This window comes from Brevibacterium atlanticum (assembly GCF_011617245.1).
Classification (GTDB): domain Bacteria; phylum Actinomycetota; class Actinomycetes; order Actinomycetales; family Brevibacteriaceae; genus Brevibacterium; species Brevibacterium atlanticum.
This window is the reverse complement of the sequence record NZ_CP050152.1, coordinates 237,163-252,115: the sequence shown is the minus strand read 5'-3', so window position 1 is coordinate 252,115 and position 14,953 is coordinate 237,163. Positions and strand designations below refer to the sequence as shown.

Below are 14,953 nucleotides of genomic sequence, written 5' to 3'. Positions count from 1 at the left end.
ATGACCACCACCGACACCACAGCCGACTACTCGACGCTCAAGCTCGACGTCCCAGAGGGCGTGCAGACAGTGACGATCACCCGCGACTTCGCGGCGACCCCGGACAAGGTGTTCCGGGCTCACATCGACCCCGAACTCTTCGTCAGATGGTGCGGGCCGGACTCGATCACGAACACGATCCGCGAATGGAATGCGACCACCGGCGGGAACTGGAGCTATGTCTCGACGGACGATCGCGGCGAGTACGCCTTCTTCGGTTCGTTCCACGAGGTGCGGAAGAACGAGCGCATCGTCCAGACCTTCACCTTCGAGGGATTCCCGGACGCGGTCAACCTCGAGATCCTCACGCTCACCGACCTCGGCGACGGACGGACGAGACTGCAGTCGACGTCGGTCTTCGACTCACTCGAATCCCGCGACGGCATGGTCGCCTCGGGCATGGAGCACGGCATCGTCGAAGGCTACAACAAGCTCGACCACCTCCTCACCACCCAGTAATTGCTGCCTGACGGCGGCCCAGCAACCTCGCGCGAGGTTGCTGGGCCGCCGTCAGGTAGTTCTGGGGGGTTCGGCGGACATCATGGCGAAGTAGGAGTCGCGGCTGCGGCGCACGTGCTGGGCCATGACTTCAGCGGCCTTCACCTCCTGGCCGGCATCGATGGCCGCGATGATCTCGCGGTGCTCGGGCCAGGCTTGGGGACCGCGGCGGGTGACATTGAGCGAGTACAGCCACTCGATCTTGCCGGAGATCTGCCGGAGCAGGCTGATGAATGACACGCTGCCGCTGAGTTCGGCGACGGCGAAATGGAAGCGCATGTTGAGCACCGCAAGGTCTTCGAAGCGCTCCTGTCCGATGACGACGTCTCCGGCGTCGAGGATGTCACTGATCTCCTTGCGAAGTTCCCGCCACTTCAGGTCAGGGATGTCGCCGGCGTTGAGCGCGGACGCACGCCTGGCCGCGCGTTTCGCGGTCGCCGACTCGAGCACAATGCGGATCTCGAAGAGGTCCTCGGCATCCTCGATGGGCGAGGGCGCGACGATCGAGCCGCTGTATTTCCTCGACTCAACGAGCCCTTCGGCCTCGAGCGATCGCAGCGCCTCGCGGATCGGAATGCGCGAGACCGCGTACTGTTCGGCCAGTGCGACCTCCCGCAGCTTCGCACCGGGCGCATGGACACCGGTGATGATGTCGGCACGGATCCGCGCACCGACGTCCCCGCTGCTCCCAGGGCTCGAAGGCGGGGCAGGCTCAGACATCGAGGAGACCGGAACCGGGCACGGCCGCCAAGAGCTTCTGGGTGTAGTCGGCTTTCGGGTGGTCGATGACCTCCCTGGTCGTGCCGGCTTCGACGATCTCTCCGCTCTTCATCACTACAACATCGTCGGCCAAGTTCGCCACGACTGCAAGATCGTGAGTGATGAACAGGCAGCTCACGCCCAGATCGGACTGCAGGGTCCGCAGCAGGTCGAGGATCTGCTCCTGGACAAGAACATCGAGCGCAGAGACAGCTTCGTCGCAGATGAGGAGCTCAGGCTCACTGATGAGCGCCCGGGCGATCGCTATCCTCTGTCGCTGCCCACCGGAGAGATCAGCGGGGCGGCGGTCGCTCATCGACGTGGGCATCGCCACGTGGTCGAGCACCTCGGCGACCTTCTTCGTCCGTTCGGCGCGGGTGCCGATCTTGAAGACGTCGAGCGGTTCGCGGACGATCCTCTCGATGCTCCACATCGGATTGAGCGAGGAGAAAGGGTCCTGGAAGACCGGCTGGCTGAAGCGCCGCAGAATGCTGCGCTCCGACCTCGAGGTCGCATCGACGTTGCGTCCGCCCGCGAGGACGGTGCCGCTGGTCGCCTTCTCCAACCCGAGGACGATCTTCGCGATCGTCGACTTGCCCGATCCGGACTCACCGATGATCGCGGTCGTCTTCCCCCGCTGCGCGGTGAGGCTGACTCCCTTGAGCGCGTGCACCTCCCGCCCCCGTCCGCGCAGCCGGTACACCTTGTGGAGATCGTCGATCTCGAGCACATTCGCCGAGGCGGCCGCACCGTCGGACTCGCCAGCACTGTCCGACACCCCGCCACCGTCGGACTCCCGATCTCCGTCGCGATCGACGACGATGCTCGGTGCGGCCCTGACCAGCGCCTGCGTGTATTCGTCCTGCGGATCGCCGAGCACCTGCTCGGGCTCCCCGCGCTCGACGACGCGTCCCTCATTCATCACGAGGACGGTGTCGGTCCGCTCCCCCGCCACCCCGAGGTCATGGGTGACGAACAGCAGAGAGGTGCCGCGTTCGGTCACGAGCTCCTGGAGATGGTCGAGGATCTGCTTCTGCACCGTGACGTCGAGCGCAGATGTCGGTTCGTCGGCGATGATGAGGTCGGGATCCCCGGAGAGGGCGATGGCGATGAGCACGCGCTGCCGCATTCCGCCGGAGAACTCGTGCGGATAGGACCGACGTCGCGTCTCCGCGTCGGGTATGCCTGCTTCGGTCATCAGCCGCACCACGGTTCGAGTCACCTCGCGGGAATCCGACATTCCGTAGGTGCGCAGAGCGTCGGCGATCTGCTCGCCCACACGCATGCTCGGGTTGAGGCTGGCCATCGGATCCTGGGGCACGAGCGCGATCGACCGACCGCGCAGGGTCTGCAGGCGGGCACGGTCGGCATCGACGAGTTCTTCTCCGCGATAGCGCACCGATCCGGCGCTGACTCTGCCGGAGCCCGGCAGCAGACCGAGGATCGCGCCGATGGTCGTCGACTTCCCGGAACCGGACTGCCCGACGAGGGCCAGCCTCTCCCCCGGTGCAAGCGTGAAGTTCACATCGTGGAGGACAGGAGCCCCATAGGAGACTTCGAGGCCGGAGACCTCGAGCACGAATTCCTCGCTCATCGCTCTCACCTTCCTGCCGCGTACCCTTGGGACCCGCGGGGGTTCGCTCCGGCCGTCAGCCGACCGGTGTCGGGATCCCGGGTGACACAGGAGAGTCGACCGAGGTCCCAGGATCCGGCGCGGGTCACCGCATGCCCGCGGGCGATGAGGCCGTCGATGACATCGTCGCCGAGGCGGTCCTCGACGACCGCTCCACCGGGCACCCAAGTGCGCGGCCAGAACGATCCGGCCAGGGCCGTCGTGTGCAGCGCGGGAGCATCGATGGCCTGCTGAGCGGTGTAGCCGCCGACGAGGAGGCGGAGGATGAGCAGTAGCTGCCACTGCTCCTGCTGGTCCCCGCCGGGCGAACCGAGGGCGATGACGGGGCTCCCGTCCTTCGAGATCAGCGTCGGTGTCAGCGTCGTCCGCGGGCGCTTGCCGGGAGTCAGCGCCGACGGTGAGGTCTCATCGAGCCACATCATCTGCAGCCGGGTGCCGAGGCAGAATCCGAGTTCCGGGACGGTCGGAGAGGACTGCAGCCACCCGCCCGACGGGGTCGCGGAGATGATGTTGCCCCACCGGTCGACGACGTCGATGTGGCAGGTGTCGCCGTTGTTCGTGCCGTTCGTCTGCACGGTCGGTTCGCCGATCCCGGCTTTGATGAGTGCGTCCTTGTCCGCGCCTTCTGGGACGAGCGGCGGCTGGAAGACCGGCTCGGTGCCGTCGCGACCGGCACCTGGGCGGAAGTCGTGCGAGGCGGCGTCGGTGATGAGTGCGCGACGGCTTGCGGCGTAGTCGTCGCTGAGCAGCCAGTCGAGGTCGACGTCTCCGTCACCGTAGTAGGTGTCGCGGTCGGCCATGGCGAGTTTGAGTGCTTCGAGGATCGTGTGTGCGCCGATTTCGCTCGAGGGGTCGAGCCGTTCGTCGTCGAATCCCTCGAGGATCTTCAATGTCTGCAGCAGCGCGGGCCCCTGACCCCAAGCGCCGATCTTCGCGATCTGGCATCCGCGGAAGTCGATCGTCACGGGTGTCTCGAAGTGGGCGTCGAATCCGGCGATGTCGGCCTGCGTCATGACACCGGAGTGGTCGCCTCCGGTGGCGTGGCGGTGAGGGGTGGCGATGAAGCGGGCGATCGCCTCGGCGACGAATCCTGACTTCCACTCCTGGCGCGCGGCCTGGATGCGGCCTTCGCGGGTCTCGGCTCCGTCGCCGGCGGCGATGAGCCGACGCAGCACCTCGGCGTAGGGACGGTTGAACACGAGGTCTCCGGCCTGAGGAATCTCTCCCTCGGGCATCCACTGCTTCGCCGAGCTCGGCCAGTGGTCGGTGAAGAGTTCGCGGACGCGCTCGATCGTCCCGACCACGCGGCTGAGCACCGGGTGTCCGTTCTCGGCGTAGTCGATGGCGAAGTCGAGCACGTCGGCGAGTTCCCAGGTGCCGTGATGTTCGAGCAGGTTGAGCCAGGAGTCGACCGCGCCGGGAACGGCGGCGGCGAGCGCTCCGGATCCGGGGACCATGTCGAGTCCTTCACCGCGGTAGTGCTCGATCGTCGCGGCCGCGGGCGCAGGGCCCTGCCCCATCATCACCTGCGGATGCGCCGGGTCCTCAGCGGTCGCGAAGATGCCGGTCATGTCACCGCCCGGGCCGTTGAGGTGGGGTTCGACGACATGGAGGAGGAACGCACCGGCGACCGCCGCGTCGAAGGCGTTGCCGCCGCGCTCGAGGACCGCCTGGGAGGCCGCGGTGGCCAGCCAGTGCGTCGACGTGGCCATCCCGAAGTGCCCTTCCAGTGTGGGGCGGGTGGTGAAGACGGCGGGTGGGGTGTACGACACGTCAGTGTCCTTTCGTGGAGTTCGGATCGAGGGCGTCGCGCAGAGCGTCGCCGAAGAGATTGAAGGCCAGGCAGATGAAGAGGATGGCCAAGCCGGGGAACAGTGCTGTCGAGGGCGCACGGAAGATGTACTGCTGGGCGTCGGAGAGCATGATCCCGAGACTCGGCGAGGGCGGCTGGATGCCGAGTCCGAGGAAGGAGAGCATCGATTCTCCGATCACTGCGGTCGGCAGGATCACCGTGGCCTGGACGATGACCGCCGAGGCGGCGTTGGGCAGGATGTGCATGCCCAGGATACGAGCCTTCGAGGCATCGGTGGCGATTGCGGCCTTGACGAAGTCAGCGGACTTCAGCCTCATCGTCTCACCTCTGACCACCCGGATCATCGTGGGCACCTGCGAGATGCCCAAGGCGATCGCGGCATTGCTCAGGCTGGGCCCCGAGATCGCTGCCAGACCGACGGCGATGATGAGGAACGGAAATGCCAGAGTCACATCGGTCAGCCGCGAGATGACAGAGTCGAGTCCTCGGAAATAGCCGGCCAGCAGGCCAAGAGGTGTGCCGACGACGACGGCGAGGGCCACGGCCAGCAGTCCCACCTGCAGGGAGGCGCGGACACCGAAGGCGAGCCGCGAGAGGATGTCGCGGCCCAGGTCATCGGTGCCGAAGACATAGCCGATCGTCCCCGGAACCTGGAACGGCACCTCGAAGTTCGTCTGGGCGAAGCCGTAGGGAGCGATGAGCGGAGCGAAGAGGCCGATGATGAGGACGAGGACGACCATGACCGAGCCGATGATCCCCATCGGGGTCGACAGGATCGAGCGCAGCAGCCACAGTGTCCGATTGCTCGAAGCGTGGAACTCGGGGTCGAGTCCTTGGGTGTTCTTGTCCGTGTTGGTGACGATGGGTGTGCTCATGAGGCATCCTCGCTGACGCGGATCTGGGGGTTGATGACCGAGTAGAGGATGTCGACGGCCAGATTGATGAGAATGTAGGAGGCGGTGATGACGAGGACGACGGCCTGGATGACCGGATAGTCACGGGAGAAGACCGCGTCGAGGGTGAGTTTGCCGATGCCCGGCAGAGCGAAGATCCGCTCGGTGACGACCGCGCCGGAGATCAGTCCGCCCAGCTGCAGGCCGACGATGGTGACGAGGACGATGAGCGAATTGCGCAGTCCGTAGCGGAAGAGCACCCGTGGGCGCGAGAGCCCTTTGGCTCGGGCCATCCGCACGTAGTCGGTCCCCATGGTCTCGATCATCGAGGCTCTCGTCTGTCGGGTGATGACTGCGGCGAGGCTGGTGCCGAGGATCACCGCCGGCAGGGTGAGGTAGTAGATGCCGCGGATCGGATCGGAGAGGACATCGACATAACCCGAGGCGGGGAACCAGCCCAGGCTCACCGCCAGGGCGAGGATCGCGAGGAGCCCGAGCCAGAAGTTCGGCACGGAGAGTCCGAGCAGGGCGATGAAGTTGCTGCCGATCTCCGGCCATTTCCCCCGGTAGCGTTCGGCGAGCATGCCCAACGCGATGCCGACGACCACGGCGACGACGATGGCATAGAGCGCCAGCCAGAGAGTCACCGGCAGCGTGGTCGCGATCATCGAGGTGACCGGCAGTCCCGTGCGGGTGGAATCGCCGAGGTCGCCGGTGACGATCGACCCGAGGAATTTGAGGAACTGGACGAGGAGCGGCTGGTCGAGGCCCAGGTCCGCGCGGATCGCGTCGAGCCGTTCAGGGGTCGCCTCTTCGCCGGCCATGGCCAGAGCGGGATCGCCGGGAAGGAGACGCACGCCGAAGAAGATGACGATACCCGAGAGGACGAAGGTGATGATCGCGTGCAGGATCTTGGTGAGCACGAACCGGGTCATCGCTGACCTCCGTTCTTGAGGAAGCCTGCTCCCGAGAGGTGCACGACTCCGTCGGAGAAGACGTCGATTCCGGCGACGTTCTCGGTGTAGGCGGTGAGGTTCTTCTGCCGGTAGAGGTAGATGATCGAGTTGATCTCACCGATCCGCTGAGAAGCCTTGCCGTAGAGTTCGGCGCGTTCGCTTTCGTCGGTGGCTTCGCTGGCCCGGGTGAGCAGGTCGCTGAGCTTGTCATCGTCGACGCCGGTGACGTTGTTGGCAGCGCCCGGGTAGTGGAAGGTGTAGAGGTTGCCGTGCGGGTCGACGCGGCCGGACCACCCGAGCTGGAGCAGTTCGTAGTCGCCGCGGTCCTGGGCATCGAGGAGAGCGGTGTACTCCATCGGCTGGACCTTGATGTCGAAGCCGGCCTCCTTGGTGGCCGCCTGCACTGCTTGGGCGAATCGAAGGGTGTCCTGGGTGTTTGCGACCTTCATGTTCACTTTCAGCGGCAGCTTGACCCCGGCATCCCTGAGGAGTTTCTTCGCACCTTCGGGGTCGTAGTCGACGCAGTCGTTGCTCGCCTCGGTGGCGAAGGGACTGTCGGGGGCGATGCCGGAACAGGCCGGTGAGAACCATCCGTTGAAGACGGTGTTGACGAGTGCCTTGCGATCAATGGCCATTGACAGGGCCCGTCGTACCTTCGGGTCCTGACCCAGCGGCGTCTCGAAGTTCTCGGGGTTGTCACCGAATCCCATGTTCACGGTCAGGCCCTGGTACCCGAGCGAATTCGACTGCAGGAGGCCGATGCCGGTCTCCTCGTCGAGGGCGTCGACGTCCTGCGGGGAGATCGTGTCGGCGACCTGGACGTCACCGGATCGGATGTTCGCGGCACGGATGTTCGCGTCCGTCATGATCTGGTAGGTGATCGAGTCGAGGTGGATCTTGTCGGCATCGTAGTAGTTGGGGTCTCGGACCACCTTGATCGATGTCTGCGCGATGCGCTTCTCGAACTTGAACGGCCCGACGCAGACAGGATTGTCGCCGAAGTCATCGCCCTCGTCCTTCAGTGCTTTCGGCGACATGATCATTCCGGCACGGTCGGCGAGCGCCGCGGTGAAGGGGGCGAAAGGCTTCTCGAAGGTGACTTCGAGAGTGTGGTCGCCCACTGCGGTGACGTCGTCGATGGGTCCGAGTTCGGCGGCGCGGGAAGACTCTTCGAGATTGAGTCCGCGTTCGATGGTCGTCCTGACCGCCTCGGCGTCGAAGTCGGTCCCGTCGGCGAACTTCACCCCGTCCTTGAGCGGAATCCGCACGGTCTTGCCGTCCTTGGAGATCTCCGGGAGCGCTGTCGCGAGCATCGGGGTGATCTCACCGTTCTCGTCGATGTCGTAGAGCTTCTGGCACATCGTCTGCATGACGTACCGGGTGTAGAGCGACGACGAGGTCGTCGGGTCGAGGCGATCCGGCTCAGAGGACAGGGCCATGACGAGGTCACCGCCCTGCCTGAAATCCCCCGACTCCGCACCCACTGACTTCACGTCGGTGCGATCGGGCGGATCCTCCAAGGGTTGGACCGGCACGCAGCCGGCCAGCAGAACGGCAGAGGCAAGCGCTGCAACCATCCGTATTTTCACACGCACTCCCATGAGGGCAACACAGCAAACTGAAATATTTGCATACAATCTATACGCTGTTTAGAGTTTTGTATACAAGTACTGTGAAATTTCTGCATGATGGGATACTTCCATGACCCGCCGACTCGACCTGGCCATGCTGTTGCTGCTGACGTTCTCGACCGGGATGGTCGATGCGATCGGCTACCTCGGCTTCGACAAGGTCTTCACCGGGAACATGACCGGCAACGTGGTCATCCTCGGCATGGGTCTGACCGGCGCCGAGGGTATTCCCGTCCTCCGCCCCGCCCTTGCCCTGGTCTTCTTCATGGTCGGCGCGGCACTCTCGGGCCGCATCCTCGGCGATGTCGGCGAGGCCTGGCATCACCGGACGACCGTGATCTTCGGCATCGTCGCCGCCGGCTGCGCGGCACTGTCCCTCTATGTGGCGCTCGTGCCCGATCCCGAGATCGGGCTGGCCGGCACGATCTTCACCTCGGCACTCTCGGCCCTCATGGGCGCGCAGGCGGCTGCCGCCAGAAAGATGAAGATCGCCGATGTCACCACCGTGGTCGTGACCTCGACGATCGTCGGCCTCGCTTCGGATTCCCGCTTGGCCGGCGGCGACAGCGTCCGCTGGGTTCGCCGCCTGCTCGCCGTCGTCCTCATCCTCATCGGCGCGCTGGCAGGGGCTGCGACGCTCCTGCTCAATCAGTGGATCGGCATCGCCCTCGTTGCCGTCATGATCGCGGCCGCTGCCGCCATCGGCCACCTCGGTGAGAAGAAGCGGACCCTCGCCGAGGCGGCCGGAACCGTTGCGTCGAACGCCTGAGTTCACCGCACGCCGAGCTTCTTCCACACCACGAGGATCGCGGCCACGCTCAGTGCGCCGGCGAGCAGCACCCAGTAGGCCGGCGCCTTCGCATCGCCGGTGACGCCGATGAGCCAGGCAGCGACCAGCGGAGTCAGTCCGCCGAAGACGGCGACGCCGACGTTGTAGCCCAGAGACAGTCCGGTTCCGCGCACCTCGGTCGGGAAGATGTCGCCCATGACGCTGGCCAGAGGGCCGTAGTACGCGGCCTTGAGCAGCGAGAAGATCACGACCGCGATGATGAGCACGGCCAGCGCATTGGCTGCGACGACCCAGGTGAACAGCACCCAGGTGAGCACCATGACGGCCAGCGCCGCGGGGATCATGAAGGTCAGGCGTCCGACCTTGTCGCAGAAGTAGCCCGCGACCGGGGTGAACAGAAGCAAGACGAGTCCGGACACGAGCGTCGCCCAGAACCCTGCCGAATTCGTCATGCCCAGGTTGTCGACGGCATAGGTCGGGACATAGGTGATGAAGTAGTTGAGGCAGGTCGAGACCGCGATTGCACCGATCGCCAACACCACGGCCAGCTTGTGATGGCGCAGCACTCCTCCGATGGCCGCGGCTTCCTTCGGCTTCTCTGCCTGTGCGGCCGCGAACTCCGGGGACTCCGGGACATGCCTGCGGATGTAGAGGCCGACCGGGCCGACGAGGAGTCCGACGATGAACGGCAGGCGGAAGCCCCAGGTCTCGAGCTGTTCCTGCGTCAGCGTCGTCGTCACTGCCACCCCGATGACGGAGGCGAGGATCGTCGACATGGCCTGCGAGGTGAACTGCCAGCTCGCGGCGAAACCTCGGCGATCGGGCAGGTGTTCGACCATGAGCGAGGTCGCCGAACCGAATTCCCCACCGGCGGCGAAGCCCTGGATGAGCCTGGCCAGCAGAATGAGCAGCGGCGCGGCCAGTCCGATGACATGCGCCGGAGGCATGAGCACGATCATCAGCGTGCCTGCGAACATGAGCCAGATCGTCAGCGTCAGCGCGGGTTTGCGGCCCCTGCGGTCGGCGAAGCTGCCGAGCACGATCGCTCCCACCGGGCGGATGAAGAACGAGAGTGCGAATGAGCCCAACGCCAACATCACCGACACAGCGTGGCTCTCGGAGGGGAAGAACGCCACCGAGATGTAGACGGAGAAGTAGGCGTAGATGGAGATGTCGTACCACTCGAGGGCGTTGCCGATCGAGGCCGCGGTGATGACCTTCCACGATTTCACCGGCGGCTTCTCTGTCGTGTTCTGCGCGGACTGCTGTTCTGTCATGGCTGGGCTCCTTTGCCTGCAGTGTTGTGAACAGTGATGGTGTCTGAAGAGCTCGAATGTGCGCTCACGTCGAGGTGAGTCATTGTCACTTCGAGGTGAACCAGTTCTCCGGGTGCGACCGCATGTCCCAGAACATCCCCGTCATGATCTCCGCGCCCTGCTTGAGCACCGAGAGCAATGCGTGTTCGTCCGGTGCATGCTGGTGACAGCCCGGGTAGGAATGCGGCACCCACACGGTCGGCAGTCCGAGCACCTCGGCGAAGACGTCGTTCGGAATCGTGCCCCCGAGGTTGGGCTCGACCGCGGCCTCGAGCCCGGTGGTCCGTCGGATCGATTCCGCCGCGGCGGTCACGACCCGAGAGTCGGGGTCGAGCCGGGTCGCCGGCATGCAGTGCTCAAGTTCGACGTCGACTCCCCTGATTCCCTGTTCTTCGAGGTAGGTTCGGACCCGGTTCTCGAAATCGCTGACATCGGTGCCGACGACGTACCGCAGCTGCATGCTCGCCGAGGCGGCTCCCGGGATCGCGTTGACCACCTGAGCCGGGTCGCCCGCGTCGAGGGCGAGGACCTCGAGGACGTTGAAGGCGAAGACCCGTTCGGCGGGGCTCAGTCCCGGTTCACCCCAGCTCGGGTCGGTCTCGGGCGCACCGTCCTCGACGACCTCGGGCAGTTTTGCGACTGCCGCGAGCACCGAGGCGGGAGGATCGGTCGGGCGCAGCGCCGGAATCCGGATGACGCCGTTGCCGTCGACGAGGGCGTTGATCGCTGCGGCGATGACGGTGGCCGGGTTGCGCAGGCGGCCGCCCCAGTTCCCCGAATGGTGGCTGTCGTCGCGTTCATGGGCGACGAGGCGGAAGTTCAGTGCCCCGCGGGAGCCGAGGAAGAGGGTGGGCACCTCGGCGGCGATCCGGGGACCGTCGGAGGCGAGGAAGAGGTCGGCGGCGAGTTCGGCGGCGTGGGCCGCCGCGAATGATCGCAGTCCTTTCGACCCGGCCTCCTCGGCGGTCTCCATGAGGATCCTCACGTTGTACCCGAGCCTCGCCGAGGCGGCATCATCCCTGGTCCCGAGGCCATCGAGGACGGTGCGCAGAGCCACGGTGTTGACGCTGTGCTGGCCCTTGTTGTCGGCGGTTCCGCGTCCGTACAGACGGTCGCCGTCGCGGGTGAGCACCCAGGGGTCGAGGCCTTCGGCCCACTGGTCGTCGTGCGCGAACTGCACATCGCCGTGCCCGTAGAGGAGGACCGTGGGCAGCTCGGGATCCTCGATGCGGGAGGCGATGAGCAGCGGGTGTTCGTCGGATTCCGGGTTGTCACAGATGGTCGAGTCGAAGCCGAGCTCATCGAGTTCGGGGATGATCTCTTCGGAGAGATACGCCGAGGCGGCCGACCCGTTGCCCGGCGCCTGGCTTTCGGTGCGGCGTGCGACCCTCAGGGAGAGACGGTCGATGAAGGGCGCACTGTCGACGAATTCCCCGGCCCGTCGGACCAGGTCGCCGCGGATCGTGGTGGTATCTGCCGCGTCATCGCGGTCGGTGGTGTCATCGCTCATGTCTGCCAGCATCGCGGAGTTACCGGCAACGGGACAGACGATTCTGTCCAGGCCCGGGTGCGATTCCCGCACCGAGGTGGTGCATTTCCTGCACCATCGACGTAGCCTGTTCTCGCGACGGCAGTGACCCCGACCGAAGGACACCACCATGACCGATCTCCGGAGCCTCAAGACGCTGCTCGCCGTCGTCGAGTACGGGTCGATCCACCTCGCCGCACGGTCGATCTTCATCTCCCACTCCACAGCGAGCCGCCAGATCAGAGCACTGGAGGAGCACTACGACACGACTCTGTTCGAGAGGTCGAGCTCCGGCGTCTTCCCTACGCCTCAGTGCCTCGCCGTCGCCGACTTCGCTCGTCGGACCATCGCCGAATCCGAACTGCTCGCCGATTCCTTCGGGGAGTACTCCGGCTCGATCGAGACGGTCTCGATCGTGACAAGCACCGGTCTGGGTCAGACGGTGGTCGCCGATGCGATCAACCGCCTGATGCGTACGACCGATCGGGTGCAGATCAGCATCATCGACCGGGGCTCGGTCGAAGCTCTGCAGGTGCTGCGCAATCGGCAGGCCGATGTCTGTGTGAACTTCTCGATGTCGAATCATGAACTCGGCACCTTGCCGGGAGTGCGCAAGGTCGCCGAGGTGGAGGCGGCGAACTTCGCGATTCTCGCCGACGAGCATCCGCTGGCCGACCGGCCCAGCCTCTTCATCAGCGATATGACCGATTTTCCCGTCGGCGCTCTGCCTGCCGGGAACACCGCGAGGATGCGCATCGAACAGGCGGTGCGGGCGCAGGGTCAGGTCTTCTCCCCCACCCTGGAGGCGACCTGCCCGGTTCTCATGGTGCGCTCCCTCGTCGGCACGTCGATGATCGCGATGATGGCCGGTCGCACTATTCCGACGAATCTCAACGCGATCGGCTGCAAGGCGATCCCGATCATCGATCAGGACATCGAATCACGTTTCATCCAGATCCTCGAGGCCGACCCGCGCCGCGAATCCCACGGTCTCGATCTCGTCATCGAGGCTCTGCAGAGCAGCCTCTGATCGGACCGCGTGTGGCGCTGTCCGATGTTCCACATGATGGGTCTGCAACGGCAGTGAGCATTCGGGCCGACGATAATCGGGACATGAGCAATGGAGCCGAGACCACAGAGCTGCCTGGACCGACCTTTCCCCTCAAGAATCCGGGAACAGCGGTCGTGCACGCTGGGCTGCGCCAGGACCCGCGCATCGTATCCGTGCCGACTCGCTGCACCGAGCACACTATCGACCTCTCCGAGGGTACCGACGTGTTCGCCGCGCTCGAGACTGCGCTAGGCACCTTCAGCGTTTCTGGCATCATGGCGGAGTTCGTCTCCGGTCAGTTCGAGCACATCGAATACGTTCATCCCGCCTACGGCCCCGATGCCGAGCACCCGATGTCCTTCACTCACACGTTCGCATTCGACCAGCCCACTCAGCTGCGTCACGCCTCGGCCACCGTCGGGTTCCGGGACGATGTCCCGTTCTGCCACATCCATGCTTCGTGGACCGATGCCGATGGTGTGATCAAGGGCGGGCATCTGCTGCCTGGCACGCTGGCCGGACCCTCGGGTCTGAGGGTCCGCCTGTTCGTTCTCGCCGATTCCAGGCTTGTCAGCGACGTCGATCCCGAGACCGGGTTCTCCGCCTTCGCACCGCATCTGTTCGAGCCGGAATCGGCCGGCACAGAGGCGCGAGCGTCAGCGCCCTCCAACACAACTGTTCCCGACGCCGTCATCTCCCGTGTCCGTCCCGGCGAGCTCCTCGACGAGGCGGTCCTCACCGTCACCCGGAACGCCGGTTTCACCTCCGCCGAGGTGGTCGCGAGCCTCGGCAGCACGACCGGTGCCGTGTTCACAGGCGGCACAGCCCCGTGGCCGGCTGTCGAGTTCACCTACCTGGCAGGCACCGTCACCGACGCTCAATCCCAGGGCCCCCGGGTCAGTCTCATCGGCGAAGTCATCGACGTCGCCGGTGAGGTCAGCTCCGGCTCGCTGGCACCGGTGTCGAATCCCGTTGCCGTGACCTTCGAACTCTTCGTCCGACGGATCACATGAGCAGAGCGGTCCGCCAGGCAGTCCCTCGTCTCTGCCGTCCCATCCGCGGCGACACAAGGGCTTGACCCTGCCGTTGCGTCAAGGTCTAACCTCGACATCATGACAGTCACAGTGATCGACAGCGCGTCCGGCATGCAGCGCGTGCTCAGCGCACCGGCCGATGAGAGAGCCGACCGGCTCCGCAAGATGTGGGAGCCGATGACAGGCATGTACTTCTTCGTGCCTGACGTCGACATGGAGCGAGTCCATGCACAGAGCTTCGGATTTCCGATACAGACAACGGACAGCACACAAACCATGCTCGCCGGCGCCCTCGACAGGTTGCGCAGCGCAGATGCCTGGGACCGCATCCGGAACGCTCTCGAGGACGGCATCGCTGAGATCAGGACAGCAGACCCGACGCTCGACGTACCGGATCTCCGCGTGCTCATCGTCCTCGGCGACCCGAACAACCCGCATTTTATGGACGAAGTTGCCGGCCTCTCCGGCTTTGGAGGGATCAGCGGCTTCATCGCCATCACTCTCTGGCCGAGTCCCGTGGTCCTCAATCGGCTGGAAGCCATCGCGGTCCACGAACTCCACCACAATCTCCGCTATTCTCCCGGCGGCATCGTCTGGGATCCGGCGACCGTGACCGTCGGCGAGCATGTCGTCTCGGAGGGCTTGGCCGATGTCTTCGCCGCAGAACTCTACGGCGAGCGCGGATACACGCACTTCGTCAGCGACGAGATCCGGAACGATCGGCCCGTGCTGGAGAAGGTGGCATCTGGCTTCGACATCCGTGGGATGGCCGACTTCGCCCCGTGGGTGCTCGGCGATGCCACTGCCGAGTTGTTCGGTGCGACGCCGGTCGGACTTCCCACCGGTGCCGGATATGCAGCCGGCGCGCAGATCGTCCGCACCTATCTCGAGGTGACCGGCGGCAGCGCAGCAAGCAACCTGCGGACTCCTTCTGCCGACATCCTCGACGTCGCGCTCCCCGGACTCGGCCTGAGGGCAGAGCGGTAGATCGACCGACCCGCCCTCTCGCGAC

The 14,953-nt window shown here is 65.4% G+C and carries 13 protein-coding genes; 5 read left to right on the top strand and 8 right to left on the bottom strand.

Annotated elements, in window-relative coordinates:
- Positions 1-498 carry an SRPBCC family protein gene (locus tag GUY23_RS01140; RefSeq protein WP_166968955.1) on the top strand — a complete coding sequence of 166 codons (498 nt, stop codon included), beginning with the start codon at positions 1-3 and terminating at the stop codon, positions 496-498.
- 51 nt (positions 499-549) lie between these two features.
- Here the strand turns inward: GUY23_RS01140 and GUY23_RS01135 are convergent, their stop codons facing one another.
- Genes GUY23_RS01135 through GUY23_RS01110 form a run of 6 tightly spaced genes read right to left on the bottom strand, consistent with a single transcriptional unit; the run spans position 550 to position 8,168 of the window.
- Positions 550-1,257 carry a GntR family transcriptional regulator gene (locus GUY23_RS01135; protein ID WP_166968953.1) on the bottom strand — a complete coding sequence of 236 codons (708 nt, stop codon included), beginning with the start codon at positions 1,255-1,257 and terminating at the stop codon, positions 550-552.
- On the bottom strand, positions 1,250-2,890 hold the full coding sequence (locus tag GUY23_RS01130) for a dipeptide ABC transporter ATP-binding protein (RefSeq protein WP_166968951.1): 1,641 nt from the start codon (positions 2,888-2,890) through the stop codon (positions 1,250-1,252). Before GUY23_RS01130 ends, GUY23_RS01135 begins: the two co-directional genes overlap by 8 nt.
- Positions 2,891-2,895: 5 nt before the next feature.
- Complete coding sequence (locus tag GUY23_RS01125) at positions 2,896-4,701, bottom strand: gamma-glutamyltransferase family protein (RefSeq protein WP_166968949.1); 1,806 nt, start codon at positions 4,699-4,701, stop codon at positions 2,896-2,898.
- A gap of 1 nt (position 4,702) precedes the next feature.
- Complete coding sequence (locus tag GUY23_RS01120; RefSeq protein WP_166968947.1) at positions 4,703-5,617, bottom strand: ABC transporter permease; 915 nt, start codon at positions 5,615-5,617, stop codon at positions 4,703-4,705.
- Positions 5,614-6,570, bottom strand: coding sequence for an ABC transporter permease (locus tag GUY23_RS01115; RefSeq protein ID WP_166968945.1), 957 nt, complete (start codon positions 6,568-6,570; stop codon positions 5,614-5,616). Before GUY23_RS01115 ends, GUY23_RS01120 begins: the two co-directional genes overlap by 4 nt.
- Positions 6,567-8,168, bottom strand: coding sequence for an ABC transporter substrate-binding protein (locus GUY23_RS01110; RefSeq protein ID WP_166968943.1), 1,602 nt, complete (start codon positions 8,166-8,168; stop codon positions 6,567-6,569). The genes GUY23_RS01115 and GUY23_RS01110 overlap by 4 nt, the downstream gene beginning before the upstream one ends.
- A 124-nt stretch (positions 8,169-8,292) precedes the next feature.
- Here GUY23_RS01110 and GUY23_RS01105 point away from each other — a divergent pair, with 124 nt between their 5' ends.
- A complete protein-coding gene (locus GUY23_RS01105; protein ID WP_166968941.1) occupies positions 8,293-8,991 on the top strand; it encodes a YoaK family protein in 699 nt (232 codons plus the stop codon).
- Positions 8,992-8,993: 2 nt separating this feature from the next.
- On the opposite strand, the gene GUY23_RS01100 is transcribed toward GUY23_RS01105, so the two are convergent.
- Both GUY23_RS01100 and GUY23_RS01095 read right to left on the bottom strand, forming a co-directional pair.
- Positions 8,994-10,289 (bottom strand): MFS transporter, encoded by a 1,296-nt coding sequence (locus GUY23_RS01100; RefSeq protein WP_166968939.1) that lies wholly within the window; start codon positions 10,287-10,289, stop codon positions 8,994-8,996.
- 85 nt (positions 10,290-10,374) lie between these two features.
- On the bottom strand, positions 10,375-11,838 hold the full coding sequence (locus tag GUY23_RS01095) for a M20/M25/M40 family metallo-hydrolase (protein WP_166968937.1): 1,464 nt from the start codon (positions 11,836-11,838) through the stop codon (positions 10,375-10,377).
- Between the two features lie 148 nt (positions 11,839-11,986).
- On the opposite strand from GUY23_RS01095, the gene GUY23_RS01090 reads away from it, so the two are divergent.
- The 3 genes from GUY23_RS01090 (at position 11,987) to GUY23_RS01080 (ending at position 14,928) form a co-directional block, all read left to right on the top strand.
- Entirely contained in the window at positions 11,987-12,886 is a 900-nt protein-coding gene (locus GUY23_RS01090) for a LysR family transcriptional regulator (protein ID WP_166968935.1), read from the top strand.
- A gap of 83 nt (positions 12,887-12,969) precedes the next feature.
- Complete coding sequence (locus GUY23_RS01085) at positions 12,970-13,920, top strand: PCC domain-containing protein (RefSeq protein WP_166968933.1); 951 nt, start codon at positions 12,970-12,972, stop codon at positions 13,918-13,920.
- A 99-nt stretch (positions 13,921-14,019) separates the two neighbouring features.
- Positions 14,020-14,928, top strand: a complete 909-nt coding sequence (locus GUY23_RS01080; RefSeq protein ID WP_166968931.1) for a DUF2268 domain-containing protein — start codon at positions 14,020-14,022, stop codon at positions 14,926-14,928.
- Positions 14,929-14,953 lie beyond the last annotated feature (25 nt).

Coding starts and splice junctions, on each gene's coding strand:
- GUY23_RS01140 (WP_166968955.1), top strand. CDS start 1: ATGACCACCACCGACACCACAGCCGACTACTCGACGCTCAAGCTCGAC.
- GUY23_RS01135 (WP_166968953.1), bottom strand. CDS start 1,257: ATGTCTGAGCCTGCCCCGCCTTCGAGCCCTGGGAGCAGCGGGGACGTC.
- GUY23_RS01130 (WP_166968951.1), bottom strand. CDS start 2,890: ATGAGCGAGGAATTCGTGCTCGAGGTCTCCGGCCTCGAAGTCTCCTAT.
- GUY23_RS01120 (WP_166968947.1), bottom strand. CDS start 5,617: ATGAGCACACCCATCGTCACCAACACGGACAAGAACACCCAAGGACTC.
- GUY23_RS01115 (WP_166968945.1), bottom strand. CDS start 6,570: ATGACCCGGTTCGTGCTCACCAAGATCCTGCACGCGATCATCACCTTC.
- GUY23_RS01110 (WP_166968943.1), bottom strand. CDS start 8,168: ATGGTTGCAGCGCTTGCCTCTGCCGTTCTGCTGGCCGGCTGCGTGCCG.
- GUY23_RS01105 (WP_166968941.1), top strand. CDS start 8,293: ATGACCCGCCGACTCGACCTGGCCATGCTGTTGCTGCTGACGTTCTCG.
- GUY23_RS01100 (WP_166968939.1), bottom strand. CDS start 10,289: ATGACAGAACAGCAGTCCGCGCAGAACACGACAGAGAAGCCGCCGGTG.
- GUY23_RS01095 (WP_166968937.1), bottom strand. CDS start 11,838: ATGAGCGATGACACCACCGACCGCGATGACGCGGCAGATACCACCACG.
- GUY23_RS01090 (WP_166968935.1), top strand. CDS start 11,987: ATGACCGATCTCCGGAGCCTCAAGACGCTGCTCGCCGTCGTCGAGTAC.
- GUY23_RS01085 (WP_166968933.1), top strand. CDS start 12,970: ATGAGCAATGGAGCCGAGACCACAGAGCTGCCTGGACCGACCTTTCCC.
- GUY23_RS01080 (WP_166968931.1), top strand. CDS start 14,020: ATGACAGTCACAGTGATCGACAGCGCGTCCGGCATGCAGCGCGTGCTC.